The sequence below is a fragment of the Synechocystis sp. PCC 7339 genome (assembly GCF_019924095.1).
Lineage (GTDB): Bacteria > Cyanobacteriota > Cyanobacteriia > Cyanobacteriales > Microcystaceae > Synechocystis.
Genome location: NZ_CP063659.1, coordinates 2,049,462 through 2,070,266, shown reverse-complemented (window position 1 = coordinate 2,070,266; position 20,805 = coordinate 2,049,462). Strand labels below are relative to the sequence as shown.

At 48.0% G+C, this 20,805-nt stretch carries 20 protein-coding genes and 1 tRNA gene; 11 read left to right on the top strand and 10 right to left on the bottom strand.

Going from position 1 to position 20,805, the window contains the following annotated elements; translation table 11 throughout:
- Positions 1-21: 21 nt before the first annotated feature.
- A complete protein-coding gene (locus IQE94_RS09805) occupies positions 22-1,797 on the top strand; it encodes a hypothetical protein (protein ID WP_223341822.1) in 1,776 nt (591 codons plus the stop codon).
- A 91-nt stretch (positions 1,798-1,888) separates the two neighbouring features.
- Here IQE94_RS09805 and IQE94_RS09800 read toward each other — a convergent pair whose 3' ends face one another.
- Positions 1,889-2,494 carry a thylakoid membrane photosystem I accumulation factor gene (locus IQE94_RS09800; RefSeq protein WP_223341821.1) on the bottom strand — a complete coding sequence of 202 codons (606 nt, stop codon included), beginning with the start codon at positions 2,492-2,494 and terminating at the stop codon, positions 1,889-1,891.
- Positions 2,495-2,550: 56 nt separating this feature from the next.
- Between IQE94_RS09800 and IQE94_RS09795 the strand changes: the two genes are divergently transcribed.
- Complete coding sequence (locus IQE94_RS09795) at positions 2,551-3,081, top strand: J domain-containing protein (RefSeq protein WP_212717868.1); 531 nt, start codon at positions 2,551-2,553, stop codon at positions 3,079-3,081.
- A gap of 121 nt (positions 3,082-3,202) precedes the next feature.
- On the top strand, positions 3,203-3,982 hold the full coding sequence (locus tag IQE94_RS09790) for a tetratricopeptide repeat protein (RefSeq protein ID WP_212717866.1): 780 nt from the start codon (positions 3,203-3,205) through the stop codon (positions 3,980-3,982).
- 38 nt (positions 3,983-4,020) lie between these two features.
- On the opposite strand, the gene IQE94_RS09785 is transcribed toward IQE94_RS09790, so the two are convergent.
- The 5 genes from IQE94_RS09785 to IQE94_RS09765 all read right to left on the bottom strand — a co-directional run bounded on the left by IQE94_RS09785 (position 4,021) and on the right by IQE94_RS09765 (position 8,009).
- Positions 4,021-4,308: a DUF2288 domain-containing protein gene (locus IQE94_RS09785; RefSeq protein ID WP_194019987.1), complete on the bottom strand. Its 288-nt coding sequence runs from the start codon at positions 4,306-4,308 to the stop codon at positions 4,021-4,023.
- A gap of 237 nt (positions 4,309-4,545) precedes the next feature.
- Positions 4,546-5,190 (bottom strand): peptide-methionine (S)-S-oxide reductase MsrA, encoded by a 645-nt coding sequence (gene msrA, locus IQE94_RS09780; protein WP_212721716.1) that lies wholly within the window; start codon positions 5,188-5,190, stop codon positions 4,546-4,548.
- Between the two features lie 55 nt (positions 5,191-5,245).
- Positions 5,246-6,334 carry an ArsA family ATPase gene (locus tag IQE94_RS09775; protein WP_212717864.1) on the bottom strand — a complete coding sequence of 363 codons (1,089 nt, stop codon included), beginning with the start codon at positions 6,332-6,334 and terminating at the stop codon, positions 5,246-5,248.
- 57 nt (positions 6,335-6,391) lie between these two features.
- Positions 6,392-6,589 (bottom strand): DUF2862 domain-containing protein, encoded by a 198-nt coding sequence (locus tag IQE94_RS09770; RefSeq protein WP_010871443.1) that lies wholly within the window; start codon positions 6,587-6,589, stop codon positions 6,392-6,394.
- A 244-nt stretch (positions 6,590-6,833) separates the two neighbouring features.
- Positions 6,834-8,009 (bottom strand): transaldolase, encoded by a 1,176-nt coding sequence (locus tag IQE94_RS09765; RefSeq protein ID WP_212717862.1) that lies wholly within the window; start codon positions 8,007-8,009, stop codon positions 6,834-6,836.
- Between the two features lie 179 nt (positions 8,010-8,188).
- On the opposite strand from IQE94_RS09765, the gene IQE94_RS09760 reads away from it, so the two are divergent.
- The 3 genes from IQE94_RS09760 to hrcA all read left to right on the top strand — a co-directional run bounded on the left by IQE94_RS09760 (position 8,189) and on the right by hrcA (position 10,235).
- Positions 8,189-8,758, top strand: a complete 570-nt coding sequence (locus tag IQE94_RS09760) for a shikimate kinase (protein ID WP_212717861.1) — start codon at positions 8,189-8,191, stop codon at positions 8,756-8,758.
- 57 nt (positions 8,759-8,815) lie between these two features.
- A tRNA-Ser gene (locus tag IQE94_RS09755) sits at positions 8,816-8,900 on the top strand.
- A gap of 198 nt (positions 8,901-9,098) precedes the next feature.
- Positions 9,099-10,235, top strand: a complete 1,137-nt coding sequence (hrcA, locus tag IQE94_RS09750; RefSeq protein ID WP_212717860.1) for a heat-inducible transcriptional repressor HrcA — start codon at positions 9,099-9,101, stop codon at positions 10,233-10,235.
- A 51-nt stretch (positions 10,236-10,286) separates the two neighbouring features.
- Here hrcA and cysH read toward each other — a convergent pair whose 3' ends face one another.
- The 3 genes from cysH to IQE94_RS09735 all read right to left on the bottom strand — a co-directional run bounded on the left by cysH (position 10,287) and on the right by IQE94_RS09735 (position 12,769).
- Entirely contained in the window at positions 10,287-11,036 is a 750-nt protein-coding gene (cysH, locus tag IQE94_RS09745; protein WP_223341820.1) for a phosphoadenosine phosphosulfate reductase, read from the bottom strand.
- Between the two features lie 144 nt (positions 11,037-11,180).
- Positions 11,181-11,813, bottom strand: coding sequence for a protoporphyrinogen oxidase HemJ (gene hemJ / locus IQE94_RS09740; RefSeq protein WP_212717858.1), 633 nt, complete (start codon positions 11,811-11,813; stop codon positions 11,181-11,183).
- A gap of 212 nt (positions 11,814-12,025) precedes the next feature.
- Positions 12,026-12,769 (bottom strand): hypothetical protein, encoded by a 744-nt coding sequence (locus tag IQE94_RS09735; RefSeq protein WP_223341819.1) that lies wholly within the window; start codon positions 12,767-12,769, stop codon positions 12,026-12,028.
- A gap of 94 nt (positions 12,770-12,863) precedes the next feature.
- Between IQE94_RS09735 and IQE94_RS09730 the strand changes: the two genes are divergently transcribed.
- The 3 genes from IQE94_RS09730 (at position 12,864) to rre2 (ending at position 17,425) form a co-directional block, all read left to right on the top strand.
- Positions 12,864-13,352: a GNAT family N-acetyltransferase gene (locus IQE94_RS09730; RefSeq protein WP_223341818.1), complete on the top strand. Its 489-nt coding sequence runs from the start codon at positions 12,864-12,866 to the stop codon at positions 13,350-13,352.
- A 198-nt stretch (positions 13,353-13,550) separates the two neighbouring features.
- On the top strand, positions 13,551-16,055 hold the full coding sequence (hik12, locus tag IQE94_RS09725; protein ID WP_223341817.1) for a high salinity-induced biofilm formation sensor histidine kinase Hik12: 2,505 nt from the start codon (positions 13,551-13,553) through the stop codon (positions 16,053-16,055).
- 8 nt (positions 16,056-16,063) lie between these two features.
- Positions 16,064-17,425, top strand: a complete 1,362-nt coding sequence (gene rre2 / locus IQE94_RS09720) for a high salinity-induced biofilm formation responseregulaton Rre2 (RefSeq protein WP_212717852.1) — start codon at positions 16,064-16,066, stop codon at positions 17,423-17,425.
- A gap of 44 nt (positions 17,426-17,469) precedes the next feature.
- Here rre2 and thiL read toward each other — a convergent pair whose 3' ends face one another.
- Positions 17,470-18,570, bottom strand: coding sequence for a thiamine-phosphate kinase (thiL, locus tag IQE94_RS09715; protein WP_212717842.1), 1,101 nt, complete (start codon positions 18,568-18,570; stop codon positions 17,470-17,472).
- Positions 18,571-18,619: 49 nt separating this feature from the next.
- On the opposite strand from thiL, the gene IQE94_RS09710 reads away from it, so the two are divergent.
- The gene (locus IQE94_RS09710) at positions 18,620-19,072 is read left to right on the top strand and encodes a VOC family protein (protein WP_212717840.1); all 453 of its coding nucleotides are present in this window, start codon (positions 18,620-18,622) and stop codon (positions 19,070-19,072) included.
- Positions 19,073-19,169: 97 nt separating this feature from the next.
- Positions 19,170-20,687 carry a 4-alpha-glucanotransferase gene (gene malQ / locus IQE94_RS09705; RefSeq protein ID WP_212717837.1) on the top strand — a complete coding sequence of 506 codons (1,518 nt, stop codon included), beginning with the start codon at positions 19,170-19,172 and terminating at the stop codon, positions 20,685-20,687.
- Positions 20,688-20,805: the final 118 nt, after the last annotated feature.

Genomic DNA, 20,805 nt, shown 5'->3' with positions numbered 1-20,805 from the left:
CTGTCACTTTGGAGACATTACATGGAAACTTTATCTTTGGGGTTGGGGATAATCATCGGGCTAGTCGTTGGTTTTGCCGGTACCTACTTCACCCTGGTTACCAAACTTCAGAAAAAGTTGGATAGCACTAAAAGCAAATTGGGCCGTGCCAAAAGTGCCAGTGAAGATACCGAAACTCTCCAATTTCAGTTGGAAGCCCAAAAGGGAGAAACCCAAGCTCTCCAAGCTAGACTGGAAGCCCTGGAGTCCAACCATCGTAACCAGCTAGACGAGCTCCAAGCAACCCAAGCGACAGCCCTGGCCCAGTTGACGGCGGAAAAAACAGCTCTACAAGATCAGCTTAATTCCCTCAGGGAAAGCGCGCCCGCAGAGGGACAGTGGCCCCCAGACCAGGGCGATGAAGTTGCAGCCCTCCAAGCTCAGTTGCTGGCCATGGAGCAGGACCATCAAGCTACAGTCCAGGCTCTCCAGAACCAACATCAAGCTGAAATTGAAGCCCTCCAGCATTCCTTTCCCCCAGCACCAGAACCCTTGACGGAGGATTTTGCCCCCCCAGCGATCGCCGAATTTGCAGAGACTCCAGGGGAGGAATTTATTCCAGCGGCCGAACCCGTAGTAGAATTTATGGAGGCAACCGTCGCCGCAGAAACTGCCGAAATAGCAGAAACAGCCCCAGAGCAGGAAGAAAATTGGTTAGATGAATCCGCCACGACGGAACTGGAGGTAGAACCCCTAGAGCAACAGGAGCAACTAGAGGAACCCATAGCCGAGGAAGAAGGTTTTTCTCCCTTTGATGCCTCCCCCACTGAAACCACCGATGCAGAAGCGGAAGCCGATTTAGAAAATTGGGTTGATGCTCCCGCCGAAGCCGACTCCTTTGAATCCTTTGATGGCAATCAAGCACAAGCAGAAGAGTCCCTGCCGGATATGAATTTTGGCGAGGGGGAACAGAATCTTGGACCAATGGATTTGGCAACGGAATTACCAGACATTAATGTGGAGGGCATCACCGACCCCGGACAACAGTCAGCAGAACAAACGCTAGAAGCGGCGGCAACGGAACAAAGGGATGACCAATTTCTAGCCGAATTGAGTGGCGAAGAATCCACGCCAGAACTCCCTTTATTCACCGAGACACCAACGGAGACTTTAGGGGAATTGGAAGACCTCGGCGAAGATTTTTCCTTCACCTCTGACACCAATGATGATGTGAACCTTTCCGAGGATCTGCTGGCCAGTCTCGGCACAGATGGCCAGGCCCCTGAGCTAACCACCGAAGAAATTCCGCCGGGGGATGGGGACGCTGAGGCCGATGACCTTGACTTTCTCTTAGAATTGCAAACAGAAGATGCCGAGCTTTTCCCTGGGCAGAATGAAGATGAGTTCCTGCCCGAATTTTCCAACGAAGAGCCCATCAGCGCTGGTTTTGCCAGCATGGAAATATTAGCCGAAGGGAGTGGTGATTTTCCAGACCTGTTGGAAGCCAATCCGGCAACCCATGGGGGAGATCCTTTCGTTAATATTTTGGATGAAGACCCCAATTCTTCTGACAATGATCTGCTGGCTCTACTGCAAACCGATGAAGGCAGTGAAGACCAAGCTAAGTTGCACCAGGGTGACGATGACGATCTTTTTCCTGGCTTAGCGGATATGCTCGGCGAAGACCCCTCCAGTGGCGGCGGCGAATTGGATGACCTGGATGCCCTGTTGGGAGATACTGGTTCCTCCAGTGGCGAGGCCGGAACTTCAGTTTCCCTGGACGATTTCGACTTTGGCTCCAGCGATCACGATCCCTAAACTTTTTGCCTAACTTTACTCGTAAAAAATTGACCATAAAGCGGATAAACCCAATGGGCCTATCCGTTTTTTTCTGGCCGGGATAAATTGATTAATCAACTAATTCGCTATTAAATTCGTTGTAGGTGCGCTGTTTAAGCTCAACGGACTCCGACCGGGGCAACAGATCAAACAGATCCCGCAGTACATCATCCACCACTTCAAATTTCAGAACGCCCTGGGCATCAAATATTTTTTTGCCGTTTTTGTCTAGGATTACCGTCTGGGGGACCCCACCGCTGTAGTAATAGCCGGGCTCATCTCGACGGAAACGTTTTCGGTCGGGAATACCATCAACGGATACGGGGATAATGCTAGCGGCCCGGCCGTAAAATTCCTGCATACGGGAAACGATGAAAGCATATTGTTTGCAATCTTTACTGTCGTCAAGGTAGTAAACCAAAATAACTGGTAACTTACGCTCAAAGGAATCCTTCAAATTCAAGCGGGGCGGCACAAGGGAACCATTGCCAGCATAAACGACAAAAATGTTGCCATCGTAACGGTCATCTTCCAAAGCGGCGATCGCCGTGCCGTCGTTGGTGAGAGATGGAGGCAGAGTGCCCCAGATTCCCAGCAGTAGCATAGCAAAGGCAAAGGTAACTAGGAGAAAGCGGCGACAACGGGCCAGCCAAGGCAAACACACAGACATAATCATCGTGGAAAAAACTCAGTCTAAAATAGGGCAAAGCCTTTTCCAATGTAAACTTTCCCGTGTCTTCTAATTCCTATTCCAGCCAATCTCGACCCAGGCCAGGGGGATTTCCTTCCCCTTTTGCGGATAGCTATTACGGTGTGTTGGAACTACACCCCGCCGCTTCTCCGGTGGCCATCCGTCGAGCCTATCGAGAGTTGAGCAAGCGTTACCATCCAGACACCACCCTGTTGACCCCGGACATTGCCACGGTCAAATTTCAACGTTTGAATGAGGCCTATGCTGTTTTGAGCAATCCCGATCGCCGTTCTGTGTATGATTTGCAAATCGGCTATTCCCGGTGCAATGTGATTCAGGTACCGCCGGATCGACCCCAGGGGCAAAATTCGGCTACATCGACAACCCTAGGGAAAAATTCAGCCTACTTGGATGCCAGCGATCGCCCTTTGTCGGCGGGGGAGTTTTTTGCGTTGGCCCTGTTGGGCTTAACCCTGGGGGGATGTTTAGCCTTGGCCCTGTTGATTGCCTGGTTGAGGGGAGATCAATTGGTAATTCCCAGCTTGTTACCATGGTTCATCAACCTTGGGTAAGGGAGTGTCAATTAATCCAACTTCAAACAGATCCCATTCCCCCTGACGAGTCGATTGTCCTAATCTAGGCCCAACAAAGCCCCCATCTCCCATTGACCTGACGTTAATTCTGAAAAATCCTATGGCATCCCCACATCTTTTTTCCTGGCCCCAACGCTTCACTGTAATGGCTTTGACCGTTGCCTGGGGTCTAAGCTTGCCGGTGTTGGCCCAAACCAAATCAGCGGTGCAATGGTACAACGACGGGGTCGATAAATTGGCGGCCCAAAATTTCTCCGGGGCGATCGCCGATTTTACAGAATCCATTAAACTCAATGACCAGGATGCCGATGCTTATTACAACCGGGGCTATGCCAAACACGTTTTGGGACAGTACCAAGCAGCCATTACGGACTACAACCAGGCCATTAGTTTAAATCCCCAATTTGCCTATGCCCTGGGTAACCGCTGTTACGCCTACTTTTTATTAAGTCAGTACGACAAAGCTATTCAAGATTGCAGTAGTGCCATCGAAATTAATTCCAATTACGCAGATTTTTACGTTTATCGAGGTAATTCCCAGTCCCAATTAGGCAACGAAACCACGGCGATCGCCGACTATAACGACGCCATCCGCATTAATGCCCAGCATGCCAATGCCTATTACAACCGGGCGCTGACCTATAACCGCCTCAAGCAAGACCAACAGGCCCTAGCGGACTATAACCAAACCATCCAGTTGGATCCCAATACCGCTGAAGCCTATTTCAACCGGGGCTTAACCCAATACCGTTTGGGGGACGAACCCAAGGCGATCGCCGATCTGACCAAGGCGGCCTCGTTGTTTAATGCCCAGGGGAAAGGGGATATGGCCCAAAAAGCGGAGGCTATCCTGACCCAAATCCGGGCTATTGAGGCTTAGCTTGTACTCTTGAGAATCTGTGGCCAAAATTCGTCAACTCAACAGGCTTGCACTAACACATAGGGTTGGACAATTAGAGTTTGAAATTCCCGTTCCGGCTGATCATTCCAATCGGTTAATTCCTGTTCCGTGGGCTTATGGATCAGTAATTCACTAATCCAATGATTGACCTGGTTAACTTCATCCTTGGCGATCGCCAGGCCGACGGAGAGCAAATCTAAACTCCCATCCACTACAATCACCGCATCCCTTTTGGCATGGGGAATGATGGTGCCCCAATCCATGGGGGCCAATTCTTCTTGTAACTGTTTTTGAATATCGGTCATTGATTTTGGATCAATAATGTCTGTCGGTATTTTGCCAATTACTGGCATTTGTTGAATTGGGCAAGGCCATAGCCCTAGACTCTCTCCCATTAGGCAAAAAGTTAGCTTAAAGCTTTCTAGCCCCTAAGAGCCTGTTTGTAAAGTCTGATTTTGCCCTCTAAAGCTCAGGCAATACTGAGGGACTTTGACTCTATTTCCCCCCAAGCTTGGGAGATCGAGGGGCTTTTCAAACATGTTCTAACTTTGGGTTTTCAATTTATCGCTGTACTGCTGACGAAATTTATGCAGTTTGGGCAAATCGTGCACTAACACATAGGGATGGGCTGGGTTGCGTTGGACAAAATCTTGATGATAGTCTTCCGCCGGATAAAAGGCATCAAAGTCATTCACCTCCGTGGCGATCGCCTGGTCAAAGGCTTGACTTTTTTCTAGCTGGTCGATGTAGGCTTGGGCCACCTGTTTCTGTTCGGGAGTGGTGGCAAAAATGGCCGAACGATATTGACGACCCTGGTCTACCCCCTGGCGGTTAACTTGGGTAGGGTCGTGGCCAACGGAAAAGAAAATTTTCAACAGTTCGCCGTAACTTACCTGGGCTGGGTCGTAAACGATTTCAATGGATTCCGCATGGTCCGTGCCGCCGCCGCTAACCCTGGCATAGTTTGCCGTCGCCTCAGTACCGCCGCTATAACCCGTTCGTACATCCTTAACCCCCCGCACTTCTTCAAACATGGCTTCCAGACCCCAAAAACAGCCCCCGGCAAAAACGGCTTTTTCGGTTCCATTACTGGGACTCGATACCAGAGCCGTATCCACCACCGGATCGGGAATAACTTTAGAAAAAGGATTGATTAAATAACTACCCACGGCGATCGCCACCCCCACCAGGGCCAGGGTGAACCAGAAACTACGCCGACGTAGGGATTGAACTAGATTGACACTAAAAACTAACAATTAAATAACCTCCTTGGAATTTGGCCCCCGCCACCGCTTTGCCCCTTAAGTTACCGGGGAGGTCGATGTTGCGCCGTTGATCCCCTGCTTCGATGGTCAATTCCGGCCCGGATTGGGTTAACTTCACCTGGCGCTTATCAAAGCCGGGCAAAAATATCTTTACCTGTCGAGCATTAGCGTCAATTTCCAACGGTCGGGGGGCAGAACCCATGGCCTGGGGATTAGGTAACGCATCCATGAGGGGTTGCCAATTACCCTGGCTGTAGGTAGGTAAAGCGGCAACAGCCAACGGATTAAACAGACTGGTATCCACACTGCCGTTGCCTAGGGGAGTTTGAATTACCCCCTTTACCGTTACCCCCACTTGTTGGGCCCCGCCCCAATAGCTCTGGGCTGTTTTTTGAGCCAGGGCATCGTTGCTAGTAACCAAGTAGGCCGCAAACCGACTCGGGTCGGCGATCGCCGTTTTACCCTGCTGGAGCAAATTCTGGGGGCCATCGGGGTGGTTGAGCATTTGGTCAGGACTCCAGTTCACACTCAGCACCGCACTGGCCACTGGCTGCACAAAGGGGGAAAGGGTCTGCACCACTTCTGAATCTGCCAATACTTTCTGGAAGCGTCGCCAATACCAACTGGCAATTTCGGGAATACCCAACATTCTCAGGGTGGAGAGGTTACCGGGGCCGTCGTAAATTAGCACGTCATAGCGACTGCTGAGTTCGTATTCCCGCAGGGCATTGAGCACCAACACCTCGTCCATACCCGGCAGTACCCCCAATTCTTCCCCGTAGATATTTTTCAAGGCCGGCGATCGGAGATACTGGGCTTCCACTTCCTTGAGCTTTTCCCAACCCCTTTCTAGCAGATGGGTGGAACTGAGCAGTAAACCATCAATGTTAGCTTCCACCCCCTGGGCTGTTTCCGACAGGGTCGTCCCCCATTGCCAGGCCAAACTAGGATCTTGCCCCAGCACCAGCACCCTCTGGCCTGCCTGGGCCAGCTTTTTGGCCGCGGCGATCGCCACCGTAGTCCGGCCAACGCCACCTTTTCCTAAAAAAGTTAGAACTAATGCCACAGCAATTTCCTAGAATCCAAGGTAGTCAAAACCAATGGGGGAGAGTGAAACCGATCATCAAATGGCTTTGAGTTCGTCCTCAAAAAACCAGGTGGCGGTACGGTCATCAAAAGAAACCACGGCGCCGATGCCACTGCCATCCGTCATTTTAAAATCCTTAACGACACCGACTTTACCCAGTTTACCCACCACATCGGGGGAAACCCGGTCCCGCAGGCGGTAAACCTTAACTTTTTGACCTATTTCAATCGTCATATTGCTTAAATAGTGGCTAAGTAAAGAAACATTGCAATCCCCCCCCAGTTTAGCGGAATCTGCGCCTTCCCTCGCCTCTAAACTGACGTCAAATCAGCAAAAAAATTGCGCGACCATTCTAACCAAGGAAAATTATGACGGTGGGGGGAAAGCAGGGGAAAGCAACAGACCCATAGATTTCCCCCCGATCATTGACGATGGCCCATCTCTGGCCACAATTTTGTTTGCCAATGAAGCTAACCCATTAGCTGACAGAAGCCAAACGGAAAGCGGCCCCCAAGCCCGCAGACATTTCAGCGGCGGTAATCTTACCATCGTGATCCCGGTCTAGGGCATCAAAAACCACATCGGTGCCGGCCCATTCTTCCCTGGTAATAAAACCGTCCCCATCTAGATCGTAGGCATGGAAAATTTCCTCTGCCCCATGTTTGATGTGTTCTTGGCCGTCAAGAACCTTTAACCGTTCTTCCAACAGATGCTCCAAAACCTCTAAAGCTTTGGTAAATCCGGCAATGCCTTCGGCTAGTTTTTCCGACGCCATGGGATCTTCCGCATGCATTTTGTCAAAGGTGGCCTTGTCCATGGCAATTTTTTCAATGTCCTGGGGCACTGTGGCTGGATCAAGTTTGCGGGGCAGATCCTCTTCAGTGTTACGCAGTTGGTCTAATAGCTGGGGAGAAATGGTCAAGAGGTCACAGCCGGCCAATTCGGTTATTTCGCCAATATTGCGGAAACTCGCCCCCATGACTTCAGTTTTATAACCAAAGCGTTTGTAGTAGTTGTAAATGGTGGTGACGGACTGCACCCCAGGATCTTCGTGGCTGGCATATTCCTTGCCGGTCGATTTTTTATACCAGTCTAAAATGCGCCCGACAAAGGGAGAAATGAGGGTGACTTTAGCTTCGGCACAGGCGATCGCCTGGTGGAGCCCAAACAGTAGGGTGAGGTTACAGTGGATGCCTTCTTTTTCCAGCACTTCTGCCGCCTTAATGCCTTCCCAGGTGGAAGCAATTTTGATCAGAATGCGTTTTTTATCAATACCAGCTTTGGCATATTCTCCAATCAGGTAGCGGGCTTTAGCAATGGTGGCTTCCGTGTCGTAGGAAAGACGGGCATCGACTTCCGTGGAAACCCGACCGGGGATAATTTTTAGAATTTTGACCCCAAAAGCCACGGCCAAACGGTCAAAGGCTAGGCGGACAATGTCTTTGACGGAGGCATTTTCCCCCGCTTCCTCCTTAGCTTTGAGCAGGGTGCTGTCCACAATTTCTTGGTATCGGGGCATCTGGGCCGCCGCCGTAATCAAGGAAGGATTAGTGGTGGAATCCCTGGGGGTAAAGGTTTCGATGGCTTGGATGTCGCCGGTGTCGGCCACCACCACCGTAAATTGTCGCAGTTGTTCGAGGAGATTCTTACCCATAATGGCGATTAAACAAGTTCAACGTCTTTCCCTCCAATGGTAATGGCGATTCCCGAAAGCGAGCCTTCTTTGAACATCAAGATAATTTAAGCTAGGGAACGCCGATGTGTTGCCAAACCCCAGGTGCAAATCAACTTCGGACCACTGTTCACTATTTTTCAATCTCTGCAACTTTTGCCATGGCCCAGGACTTAATTAAAGAACAATTACAAGGCGTTAACCTGTTTCTGATCGGTATGATGGGCAGTGGTAAATCCACTGTCGGCCCACTGTTGGCGGAACAGTTGGGGTATCGTTTTTTCGATGCAGATGTGTTAATTGAGCGCGTGGCCGGTAAGGCGATCGCCGACATTTTTGCGGAAGATGGGGAAGATAATTTTCGGAATTTGGAAACGGAGGTGTTGGGACATCTGGCTGCCCAGACCAGAAGTGTGATTGCCACGGGTGGGGGAGTAGTGCTCCGGCGACAAAATTGGAGCTATCTGCACCACGGCCTGGTTATCTGGCTGGATGGTTCACTGGAATTACTCTTAGCCAGACTCCAGGGGGATGAACACCGGCCCCTGCTCCAGGTGGAAAATCTAGAGGCACGGTTAGGAAATTTATTGACCCAACGTCAACCCCTCTACGCCCAGGCAGATCTCCGGTTCCCCCTACAGGCGGATCAAGACCCTCTGGCGATCGCCGGGGAGTTACTGGCTACCATCCCAGGACTGCTTAAACCCCAATGCAGTGCCGAACAAAATTGACTGGGCAATGTCCCTAGGACGACCATGGTAAGATGATTAACTAATCTTTGACCCCTTGGAGAGGTGGCAGAGTGGTCGAATGCGCCCGACTTGAAATCGGGTTTGGGGAAACTCAACGTGGGTTCGAATCCCACCCTCTCCGCTTGCTTAACTTTAAATTAATCAGATGATTCAGATCTAATCCAGGGCTCTCCGGCAACGGCCCGAGCAAATCCTGGGTAATTACCTTATAATCTAATTTTTTTAAGAGCTTTTTACCAACTTTTAACTTTAAATCCAATTTATCCATCCTGACACCAACCGTTTTAATATCTAGTCCTTAGCCCGCAATTAGGAAACAATGGTGAAGCCCCTCCGCTTAAACGATCGCCATCAGCAAATTCTCCGAGCCACCGTTCAGCACTACATCGCCACCGCCGAGCCTGTGGGATCCCAAACCCTGGTCCAGGAGTATCAATTTGCCGTCAGTTCCGCCACCATTCGCAATGCCCTCGGGCAACTAGAAAAAGCGGGTTTACTTTATCAGCCCCATGTGTCCGCCGGTCGGGTTCCTTCTGACTCCGGCTACCGCATCTACGTAGATAATCTTTTAACCTGGAGCGATCGCCAGAGCCGCACCGTTAAGCAACAATTAGAAAATGAAATTAACGGCGACAAGTGGCACTTTGAAGCCCTGATCCAGAGAATGGGGCAAATTTTGGCTGGTTTGAGCGGCTACATTGCCCTAATTACCTTTCCCCAAACGGAAACAGTGCAGTTGCGCCATCTACAATTGATGCTGTTACCGTCCCATCAGATATTAATTATTCTGGTTACTGACAGCTACCATACCCATTCCCTCACCCTGGATTTGCCCGCCACCATGGAAGCAAAGGAGGAAGGGGAATTGGAACAGGAATTGGCAATTTTTTCTAATTTTCTCAATGCCCAATTGCGAGGTAAAAACCTTTCCGAATTGAGCCATTTAAATTGGCAGGAGCTAGATCAGAAATTTAGTATTTACGCAGATTTTTTGCTGGGTTTACAACAACAAATCAAACCCCTTCTACAACGGCGCATGGCGGGGCCCTTAGTAGTCCATGGGGTTTCCAAGGTAATTCAGCAACCGGAGTTTTCCCAGTTGGAACAAGTGCAAATGTTGTTGTCTCTGTTGGAACAGGAACAGGAGCAATTGTTTTCCCTCTTATTTGACCCCGATGACTGTTGGGATAGTCTGGGTAACTTGGGCCAGGAAGCTAGTCTACTGATGGGGGAAATGGCCCCTCGGACTCGGCCCGTGGTGACCCTCCGCATTGGGGCGGAAAATCCCTTGGAATCCATGCATCCGTGCACCCTGGTATCGGCGGTTTACCGTCAAAAACAAGTCCCGGTGGGGAGTGTGAGCATTTTGGGACCTACCCGCATGGTGTATCAACAAACTATTCCCTTGGTAGAACAGGCCGCTGAGTGTTTATCGGAAGCATTGAGCAAAAATTAAGCCGAGCTCCAGGCAATAGGTTAGTAGAGCTTTCGAGTGCCATTGACTGCCCTACAAAGCACTGGAATCCAAACTCTGGCCAGCTTCCGGCGACAGGGGTAAATGCAAACCACATTCCTGTTTGAGGCCGTGGAAACGGGTGTCCCTTTCATCCTCATCATGGGCCGTCAAGGGCCGGCTGGAATGCCAATCCCCCACGGATACATAGCCCTGGTCAAAAAAGGGATGGTAGGGTAAATCGTAGGCTGTCAGGTATTCATAAACCATCTTAGAAGTCCAGTCCAAAATAGGCAACACCTTGTATTGATTGCCCTGGAGATCCACTGGTTTTAAGTTCTGGCGGTGCCGAGTTTGGTCTCTTCTTAACCCCGTTAACCAGGCGATCACCTCTAACTCCTTTAAAGCCCTCTGCATCGGTTCCACCTTGCGAATCTGGTCATAGCGATTGAGGGATTCCACGTCCTTCTGTTGCCAGAGTTTGCCGTAGAGGGCTTCCATGCGGGCCGGACTGAGGGGAGATTGGTAAACTTTTAAATTCAATTGCAATCGTTTGGTCAATTGATCCGCAAACTGATAGGTTTCCAGCGGTAAATAGCCCGTGTCAATCCAGATAACGGGAATATTGGGCACAATACTAGTCACCAAATGGAGCATCACCGCCGCCTGAATGCCGAAACTAGTACTCATCACCAAGCCGGGGCCAAAGGTCTGGGCCGCCCAGGTAATGATCTGTTGGGCGGTGGCATTTTCCAGATCCGTTTGTAGGGTAGGTAGATCGAGCTTAGTCAGAGTATGGGACATCAGTGGGTGATGGAAAATATTTGGGTAAAAATATAAGTAACGGGCCAAGCGGTGGCGGAGTTAGGCAGTAAGCATGGAGCTTAGCTTAAACTCAACTCCCTTATTTATGGGTAGTTACGGCCACTATGTCAGCCACTTCAGCCACTAATTTTGGGCCGAAGCCGCATTTTGCTGTTCCGTCAGTAGTGCTTGGTCCCGGCGACGTTTTTTGGCATAGAGTTGAATCGAAGCTGCCATGGCAATTACCAAAGCCACAATTAACCAAGTGGTGGCATCCAGGGGCAAATTACTCTTAAACACCGCCAGTAGGACAATTACCACGAGCAAAATAGTCGGGGCCTCATTTAATGCCCGAAACTGTTGCCCACTCCATTGGGATTCTCCCTGAACCAACTTTTTCATCACCCTTCCACAGTAGAAATGGTAGAGCAAAAGTAAAGCTACAAAGGTGAGTTTGATATGGAGCCAACCGGATTTGAGAATTTCTGGTTCCGTGGAAATAAGACCGATCGCCATGGCCACGGTAACCACCATGCCGGGGGTCGTGATGATATTGTAAAGCCGCTTTTCCATCAACTCATACTGTTTTTTAAGGATGGTTTTGGCTGGTTCCGGCTCCAGGTCTGCTTCAGCGTGATAGACAAAAAGACGCACTAAATAAAATAATCCAGCAAACCAAACAACAATGCCAATCAGGTGAAAGGCTTTAAACCAGTAGTAGGCCATGGTAAACGTCGACAGTGGACAAGGGAGGAAGAAATACTCGCACTTGGGCATTCCCCAGGGATAGGATAAATCATCGGCTCATACCCAAGGGGGCCATTATATCGTCTTGCCCAGTCCCAAATCATTTTGCACTGTCCTATTCAAACGCAAAGTCTTATTCCCAGCCCCCAGGAGACTTGATTCACAATCAACTTGAAGTTCGAACCACTGGCCATTAAACTCCTAATAGATTCGCAAAATTGGCTCAATTTTATCGATAAAACTTAATAATATTGATACTCTTGCTGGCCAGTACCATAGTTGAGGCGCCACTCTCCATCGGAACCCATATTGTTGAGAATGTCCATGTTGGTCTCGTGCATCATGCGGGACATATTAGACATCATTTGAGCTTCGGCAACACTAAGATTATTAGGGGCAGTAACCTGCGCCGCTTGTATTTGTTGTCCCTGTTGCACCACCATCTGAAATTGACCGGCAAACTGATTTAACTTCTCCGCTGCCTGGGGAATTTGTCCGATCGCCGTTTGCAAAAGAGCAGTGTTCTGTATGGCATAGGCCTGTTCAATGGTGGTGAAAATTTCTTGCCAGGGGGAAAAAGCCAACGCCCCCAAACCATTCAAGGTCACAATGGTGCCGAGATATTCCGTTTGCACCGTGCCCGCCGGCAGAAGAGGTAACATCAACTCCCCTGCTTGGTAAGCTTGGCTAAAATTAGTGGTAATTCTTGTGGCCATAGGCCGGAGCTGGTGAGTCAATGCTAATAGTTGTTCATCAGTTTGTACTTGCTCCAGTTGGCTTAGTACCGAAAGAAAAGGCAAAATTTCTTGTAAAGCACCGTCCATGGATTGGCCCATTTGATTGTAGACCAGATCTACCTGCCCAGCTTGGGCCAATATAGGTGGGGCAATGATCTGTTTGGGGCCATTTTCCTTCGCGCCGGCGACTTGACCAAAGGGCCCTAGGAAAGCAATTAAAGCGACCAAGGCACTAGAAATTTTAACCATGGTGGCGATTCCCCCTGCTCTTCAACTTTTATCATTAATTTTATTGCAAACTTAGTTCTTAGCAAAAAAATTAGCAACTTTTTGTCACAAAGTAGTGAAAGTGAACACTGTCTATCTACGCCCATATCGCCCTTCAGATTTAAACAATATTATTCACGTCTTCACTGAAGCTGTCCATCAGTTAGGCATTAGACATTATTCCCCAGCCCAACTGAATGCTTGGGGCCCCTCTGAACCAGACCAGCAACGGTGGCACGATCGCCTGGAGTCCATGGTGATACTTGTGGCTGAGCAAGGAGCAACCATTGTCGGCTTTATTGGCTACGATGGCGCTGGATTAATTGATTTGCTTTTTGTCCATCCAACCTTTGCCCGTCGGGGCATTGCCACTATGCTGATGCAAGCGGTGGAGCGGTTGGCCCTTGCCAACGGAGTAAGTCAACTTCAGACCAAAGCAAGTATGGTGGCTCGGCCATTTTTCGAGTCCAGAGGATTTGTTGTGACAGCGGAAGAAACCGTTACCATAGGGGGAGAAAATTTACGCCGATTTGCCATGGATAAAATTATCAAACCAACTCAATAGAGTGTAGGATTAGTGCTGGAACTCTTTCCTGGGAGATGGGAGAAAAGATAGGCAACCAGTTTCCCTGTCTTGGCAGACTGTGGTCAAAAGAACACCTAGGTTTATCTAAGTTCGTCAGCATTTTTGGGAAAATCAGGAAAATTTATCACATTTCAGATCATGACTTAAGTGTTTTTCTGTAAAAAAATAGAAGATAAAATGCGAATTAATAATACTTTTTTCAACAGCTTGGTTGATTTTCCATCAGTTTCCTGGCAGAAGCAAGTCATAACGGCGATCGCCATCTATGGAGCCACCTACATTTCCCAATTATTTATTACCTATGCGGGTACAGCTTCATCACCAATTTGGATTCCCACTGGTATTGCTGTCGGTTTTTTAGCCATTTGGGGCTACCCAGTCTGGCCGGGCATGTTGGGGGGATTGTTATTGGGGGAAGCCATGGCCCTCCACGGTTTAGAAAGCACTGCCAATCTGATGTTAACGGTGGCAATTACCGGAGTAGTTGGTTTAGTTAATCTTTTTTCGATTTATCTTAGCCATCGACTCACAGCGGAAAATTATCTATTCTCTAAGATAAAAAATATTATTAGATTTATTATTTTTGTCTGCTTTGGCAGTCGTTTACCCGCCGCCATTATTTGCCCACTTTTATTATATTTATTTGATAAAATTCCTTTTAATTTATATTCTGAAGTCGCCTATACTTGGTTACTAAGTGATTCTTTTGCTCTGTTGATTTTTACTCCTTTTATTATTGCCTGCAGCCATAACTTCAAAGCATTTATTAAGTTACTACAAGAACAATGGTTAGAAGCGACTATCATAGTTTTTTGCGTTTTATTAATTGTTAAAATTATTGCCAATGGCTATCCCATTGAATATCTACTCATTCCCTTTTTGCTTTGGTCAGCCTTTCGTTTCACCGAAGTTGGATCTTCCCTATTAACAATTGTTGTTTCTGGACTATTAGTATTAATCCTTGCCCTAGACCAAGAAAAAATTGTCATCAAAAATCAACTTTTATTGTTGCAATCAATTTTGGCTTGCATCAGTATGACCACCCTAGTTTTAAATGCGGTTCTCAGTGAAAATGAAAGATCTAAAAATCAATTATTTACGACTAATCAAATATTAATAGATCAAAACCAAAAACTCCAAGAACTTTATCAACAAAGGGAATTAGAAAGAGCCCAAAGAGAAAAAATTCTTATAGAATATAATGAATCGCTACAAAAGCAAGTTGACCTAGTAAGGGCAAAAGAAATAGCTGAAAGTGAAGCTAAGGCCAAAAGCACATTTGTAGCCAATATGAGCCACGAACTACGTTCTCCCCTTAATGCCATCATTGGCTTTTCTCAGTTAATGTTGCGTACCAAAAACTTACCAATGGAGCAATATGAAAATGCTGGTATTATTCAACGTAGCGGAGAATATTTATTAAGTTTGATTAATAATATCCTTGATTTTTCTAAAATTGAAGCTGGTAAAACCCATTTAAATACCCATCATTTTGACCTTTATCTTTTACTAGACGATCTGGAGGATATGCTCCATCTTAAAGCGTCTAACGAAGGTATAAAATTAATTTTTATTCGAGACCATAACTTACCCCGATACATTTATGGTGACGAAATTAAGCTAAGACAAATTTTACTAAATTTGCTCAGCAACGCAATTAAATTTACAACGGAAGGGGAAGTAGTGCTAACTAGTAACTTTAGAAATGTGGAGCAAGGGGAATTGGTGGATGAAGAGACAGAAACAGAATCTAAAAGTAAATATTGGTTAGACTTCACCATTCAAGATACGGGTAAAGGTATTAGTGAAGTCGAGCTAAGTCATTTATTTGAGGCTTTTTCCCAAACAGAATCCGGGCGCAATGCCCAAGAAGGCACCGGGTTGGGTTTAGCAATTACCCGTCAGTTTATTAAGTTAATGGGAGGGGAGATTACCGTTAGTAGTGTGGTTGACAAGGGGACCACCTTTAGCTTTTCGATTTTGGTGGATTTGGGAGAAATAACTTTAAGTCGGGAGCCCAACTCTGCTAAAAAAGTTCTTGCCCTCACCCCGGGGCAACCGGCCTATAAAATCCTGGTGGTGGACGATAAGAGTGTGAATCGTCAATTACTAATCAAACTCCTCGCTCCCTTTGGTTTTGAAATTGAAGAAGCTAGTAACGGTCAGGAGGCGATCGCCTTGTGGGAGAGCTGGGAGCCCCATTTAATCTTCATGGACATGAGAATGCCAGTGATGGACGGTTATGAAGCAACCAAACACATCAAAGGTCAGGTCAAAGGCAATGCAACGGCGGTGGTGGCCCTAACGGCCAGTGTGCTAGAGGAAGAAAAGGCGATCGTGCTTTCTGCAGGATGCGATGATTTTCTCCGTAAGCCATTCCGGGAAAATACCATTTTTGACGCCTTGACCAAACATTTAGGAGTAACATATGTTTATGAGTCAGTCCCAGAGAAAAACGATGGCCAAGGAGACACAGCATTGAAACCAGAGAGTTTTCTAATTATGTCCCAGGACTGGTTGACTCAGTTATCCCATTATCTTTTGGAAGCTGATACTGAGCAGGTAATGAAATTGATAGCAGAAATTCCCGCTTCAGGGTCAGAATTGGAGCAAAATCTAACTAAATTAGTGCGTAGGTTTGAATTTGAAAAAATTCTCGATCTAATTGAGCCTTTATCGTAGTAATTGTCATGGAAAAAGCGGATGAAAAAAAGGGAAATATTCTGTTAGTAGATGACTTGCCTAACAACCTGCAATTGTTGAGTGATTTACTGGTTAATTTGGGCTACACAGTGCGGAGCGTTACCAGTGGCAAAATGGCCCTTAGAACCTTGCAAGTTAAACGTCCGGATTTGATTTTGCTGGATATCAAGATGCCAGATATGGACGGCTATCAAGTCTGTGAAATGATCAAAAAAGAAGAAGAATTACAGGATATTCCCATTATTTTCATCAGTGCCCTAGGGGACACTTTTGATAAAGTTAAAGCTTTTGAATGTGGTGGGGTAGACTACATTACCAAACCATTTCAAATCGAAGAAGTGGTAGCTCGTATAGAGGGTCAGCTTACCATTCAAAGACAGCGAATAGCCCTCAAAAGAGAAGTAAGAAAGCGTCGAGAAGCGGAGGAAGTCCTTTACCAGTCGAGGGCCCTACTTTCCAGTGTCTTAAATTCCGCCTTAGACGGCATTGCAGCCATGCAAGCGGTGCGTAATCCCCAAACGGGGGACATTGAGGATTTTCGTTGTTTGGTGATTAATCCCATTCTTTCCAAAGCTTTTAACCGGAGTCGGGAGGATTTAATTGGCCGGGTATTACTGAAGCGTTTTTTACAGCGTTTAGATCCTCAACTTTTTGATCAATTTGTCAACTTGGTGGAGACGGGTACTTTTTTAACCCAAGATATTTATTTTCCCATTGCTAATTCTGATTGGTATCATTTTGTGGCGGTGAAGTTAGGGGATGGTTTTGCTGTAACGGTGCGGGATATTACTGATCGAAAAAGAATGGAATTGGAATTACAAGCAGCTAACCAACAGTTGCAATTATTAGCCAATATTGATGGTTTAACTCACATTGCTAACCGCCGTCGTTTTGATGAGTATTTAGCCCAGGAATGGCAAAGACATTGTCGTGAACAAAAACCATTGGCTTTAATTCTGGTAGATATTGATTATTTCAAAGCTTACAACGATCTTTATGGTCATCAACAGGGGGATGATTGTTTGCAAAAAGTAGCCCATACTTTGGTGGATATTGCCAAACGTATCACTGATTTAGTTGCCCGTTACGGTGGCGAGGAATTTGTGGTAGTTTTGCCTAATACGAATCAGCAAGACGCTTTGGCCATGGCAGAAAGTATGCTCGAGGCGATCGCCGCTTTGGCCATTCCCCACGAAGGTTCTTCCGTCAGTCAACATGTGACCATTAGCATTGGCATCAGTAGCATAATTCCCACCGCCGAAGACACCGTTGAAAGGATCATTGGTGAGGCAGATCAGGCTTTATATAGTGCTAAGTCCCAGGGACGTAACCGAGCTTGCTTGGGGTGATTTTATATCCATAAAATTCTTTTTCCAGACATTTTAACCACTGATCAAGCATGAAAATGTTGAAATCCTTCCTGCAAAGATAGCTTTTCCTTGACCCCATTGCCAGAGGTTAAAAATACTTCCGTTCCTGTAACGATTTTGCCAATAATCCGGGGGCGGCGGTCAGGGAGTAAATCCAAAGAGGCGATCGCCGCTAGCCATTTTTGTGCTGCCAAGGGGGGTAGGGCTAGGATTAATTCAAAATCTTCACCGCCATAGAGAGTCCACTCCCTGGCTGTTTCCAGTCCAACCCAAGCTGTTAATCCCTCGGGGATGGGAAGTTTTTCTGCCCATAATTCGGCCCCCAATTGACTCGCTCGACAAATTTGTAATACGGCATCAGCGAGGCCGTCACTACTATCCATGGCTCCAATGGTAGTTTCCAAGCTGAGAAGGGAAGGTACCAGGTCCAGGCGGGGCTGGGGACGTTGGTGGGCCCGTTGCCATAAATTCCTCTGCTCCGTAGTTAACAACTCTTCACCATGGGTATGGAGTAGGCAAGCTAAGCCCGCTCGAGATGCTCCGTGGTCTCCCGTGGCAATAAGCCAATCCCCTACCTTGGCTTGGTGACGATACAGGGCTTTACCCTGGGGGACTTGACCCAAAACTGTAATGCTAATGGTTTTAAGTGGCGATCGGGAAACATCACCTCCAAGAATAGGGGTCTGCCAAGGCTCTAAACAGGCAGTCAAACCTTTGTAAACTGCTAAAATCCAAGCCAGCGTAGTGGAGGGAGGTAAGGCCAACGCCACAGTGATTCCCGTTGGTGTGGCCCCCATGGCCGCTAAATCGGATAAATTGGCCGCCGTTCCCCGCCAACCAATGTCAAAAGCAGAGGTGGTTTGCTCACTGAAATGGACATTTTCCACCAACATATCAGTGCTGATTACCAGGGAATCCGAGTTAAGTAAATCGAACACAGCGGCATCATCCCCAGTTATCTCCGCCGGGGAAAACTTTTGCAATTGGGCCAACAGAGCTTGTTCTCCCAACTCCCCTATGGTTTGTTCCGGCTGGAGCGGGATGGATCGGTCGGGGGGAAATGATTGAGACAAAGGCAGAGGAAAAGTGGAAGTTGGCGGCAAAAATTTGGCATAACCGCCCATCAACCATTAAAACAGGGACAGTGTTGATCGTTGAGCCATTTCTCCCACCATGACTCTTTCTTCTGGTTTACCCATCGGTAGTTTACGGCGTGTGCACCACATTGCTTTGAACGTCAAAAATATGGAAAAATCCTGCTACTTTTACGGCCATATTTTGGGACTAAAACCGTTAGTGGGGGAAGATGTGCCCCTTACCCTCAAAACCATGGTGGAGCAAGGAAAAGTCAGCAATTTCATCACCCCCGATGGCACCGTAATTGATCTGTTTGCGGCACCAGATTTATCTCCCCCGGCAGAGGATCCTCACCAATCCTTCACCCGCACTGATCACTTGGCATTTGACATTGCCCCAGCGCAATTCGACCAGGCGATCGCCGTGTTAGAGGCCCACGGGGTGGCCATTGCGTCAGGGCCGGTAACCAGACCGACGGGTAGGGGAATTTATTTTTACGACCCAGATGGCTTTCAGGTAGAAATTCGCTGTGATCCCATGGCTTTATAAACAGATCTTGACAGTAGCGCCCCCAAAACTAGTAAAGCCATTTCTTGGCCCGTTCGATATGTTAAATCTGGAGAGAGATTTTCCTTCCTAGGCTTGCATGTTAGATAAACGCTGTAGCGGTATTTTGCTCCATCCCACCTCCTTGCCCAGTCGTTTCGGCATTGGGGACTTGGGGGATGGTGCTTTTCAGTTCATCGATTTTTTGGCGGACGCAGACCAGAGTGTATGGCAAATATTGCCCCTGGGCCCCACCGGCTTTGGTAATTCCCCTTACCTTTGCTATTCTGCCCTCGCCATTAATCCTTGGTTGATTAGCCTCGATCGCCTAGCCGAAGAAGGATTTTTACCACCGAGTTTACTAGACCAAGCTCCTCCATTTATCAATCCCAGAGTAGACTATGACCAAGCGATCGCCTATAAATCCCAGGTTTTAAAACAGGCCTTTGCCCAGTTCCGCACCAACATAGGCCCAGCCATTCAGCAGGAATTTGAAGAATTCTGCCAAGCCCAAAGCCATTGGCTAGAAGCCTACTCACTTTTCATGGCCATCAAAGAAGCCCACAATGGAGCCGGTTGGCACCAATGGGATAAAGATATCGCCTGGCGGGAACCGGAAGCCCTGAAAGTCTGGGGCGATCGCCTGAAGACAGAAGTTTTATACCATCGATTTTTGCAGTTTCTTGGTTTTCGCCAATGGCAAGAGGTCAAAGCCTACGCCAACCAAAGGCACATAGCCATTTTTGGGGATCTGCCCATCTACGTTGCCCACGATAGCGCTGACGTTTGGGCCAATCCGGAAAACTTTTGCCTCGACCTCGAAACCGGAGAAGCGGCCATGATGGCTGGGGTGCCACCGGACTATTTCAGTGCCACAGGGCAACTCTGGGGCAATCCGGTGTACGATTGGGAAACCCTCAAGACCACAGGGTTTGCTTGGTGGATTAAGCGTTTCAAAGCCAACCTGCAATATTTAGACATTGTCCGTATTGACCATTTCCGGGGCTTTGAGTCCTACTGGGGAGTGCCCCAGGGGGAAGCCACTGCTGAAAATGGGCAATGGTATCCAGCGCCAGGCAAAGAATTTTTCCAAGCTTTGGGCAAAGCCCTCGGCAATGATTTACCCATTGTGGCCGAAGATTTGGGGGTCATCACTCCGGAAGTGGAAGCCCTGCGGGACGAATTTAACTTCCCCGGCATGAAAGTGCTCCATTTTGCCTTTGATTCCGACCGGGGTAATCCCTTCTTGCCCTTCAATTACAGCAATTGCAATGCGGTGGTTTACACCGGCACCCACGACAACGACACCACGGTGGGCTGGTTCGAAGCCCGCTCGGAGGAAGATCAACAAAAGGTAATTAATTACCTCGGCTGTGTGTGCGATGAAGGCATCCATTGGAGCATGATCCGATTGGCGTCTAGTTCCGTGGCCACCCTGGCTATTTTTCCTCTCCAGGATATTTTGGGTTTAGGCAATGACTGCCGTATGAACTTACCGGGCACTGCGGCGGGTAACTGGGGTTGGCGTTATCATCCCGACCAACTCAACGATTGGCTATCGGGGCATTTGAGTTTCATTACAGAACTTTATGGAAGGCGCATTTACCATACGGACTAGGATCAGATCGATCAATTGAGGGAGGTTGGGAGTGTTTTGGCCCATCTCCTGGCTAACCCCCATTGAAACAAGGTTCTTGCTTTCCCCGTCTGGGATGGGGGAAGTTTACCCCAGGGGT

Excerpts from the sequence above, each read along its gene's own strand:
- IQE94_RS09805 (WP_223341822.1), top strand. The coding sequence starts at position 22 with ATGGAAACTTTATCTTTGGGGTTGGGGATAATCATCGGGCTAGTCGTT.
- IQE94_RS09800 (WP_223341821.1), bottom strand. The coding sequence starts at position 2,494 with ATGATTATGTCTGTGTGTTTGCCTTGGCTGGCCCGTTGTCGCCGCTTT.
- IQE94_RS09790 (WP_212717866.1), top strand. The coding sequence starts at position 3,203 with ATGGCATCCCCACATCTTTTTTCCTGGCCCCAACGCTTCACTGTAATG.
- IQE94_RS09785 (WP_194019987.1), bottom strand. The coding sequence starts at position 4,308 with ATGACCGATATTCAAAAACAGTTACAAGAAGAATTGGCCCCCATGGAT.
- IQE94_RS09770 (WP_010871443.1), bottom strand. The coding sequence starts at position 6,589 with ATGACGATTGAAATAGGTCAAAAAGTTAAGGTTTACCGCCTGCGGGAC.
- IQE94_RS09765 (WP_212717862.1), bottom strand. The coding sequence starts at position 8,009 with ATGGGTAAGAATCTCCTCGAACAACTGCGACAATTTACGGTGGTGGTG.
- IQE94_RS09760 (WP_212717861.1), top strand. The coding sequence starts at position 8,189 with ATGGCCCAGGACTTAATTAAAGAACAATTACAAGGCGTTAACCTGTTT.
- hrcA (WP_212717860.1), top strand. The coding sequence starts at position 9,099 with ATGGTGAAGCCCCTCCGCTTAAACGATCGCCATCAGCAAATTCTCCGA.
- cysH (WP_223341820.1), bottom strand. The coding sequence starts at position 11,036 with ATGTCCCATACTCTGACTAAGCTCGATCTACCTACCCTACAAACGGAT.
- hemJ (WP_212717858.1), bottom strand. The coding sequence starts at position 11,813 with ATGCCCAAGTGCGAGTATTTCTTCCTCCCTTGTCCACTGTCGACGTTT.
- IQE94_RS09735 (WP_223341819.1), bottom strand. The coding sequence starts at position 12,769 with ATGGTTAAAATTTCTAGTGCCTTGGTCGCTTTAATTGCTTTCCTAGGG.
- hik12 (WP_223341817.1), top strand. The coding sequence starts at position 13,551 with ATGCGAATTAATAATACTTTTTTCAACAGCTTGGTTGATTTTCCATCA.
- rre2 (WP_212717852.1), top strand. The coding sequence starts at position 16,064 with ATGGAAAAAGCGGATGAAAAAAAGGGAAATATTCTGTTAGTAGATGAC.
- thiL (WP_212717842.1), bottom strand. The coding sequence starts at position 18,570 with ATGGGCGGTTATGCCAAATTTTTGCCGCCAACTTCCACTTTTCCTCTG.
- IQE94_RS09710 (WP_212717840.1), top strand. The coding sequence starts at position 18,620 with ATGACTCTTTCTTCTGGTTTACCCATCGGTAGTTTACGGCGTGTGCAC.
- malQ (WP_212717837.1), top strand. The coding sequence starts at position 19,170 with ATGTTAGATAAACGCTGTAGCGGTATTTTGCTCCATCCCACCTCCTTG.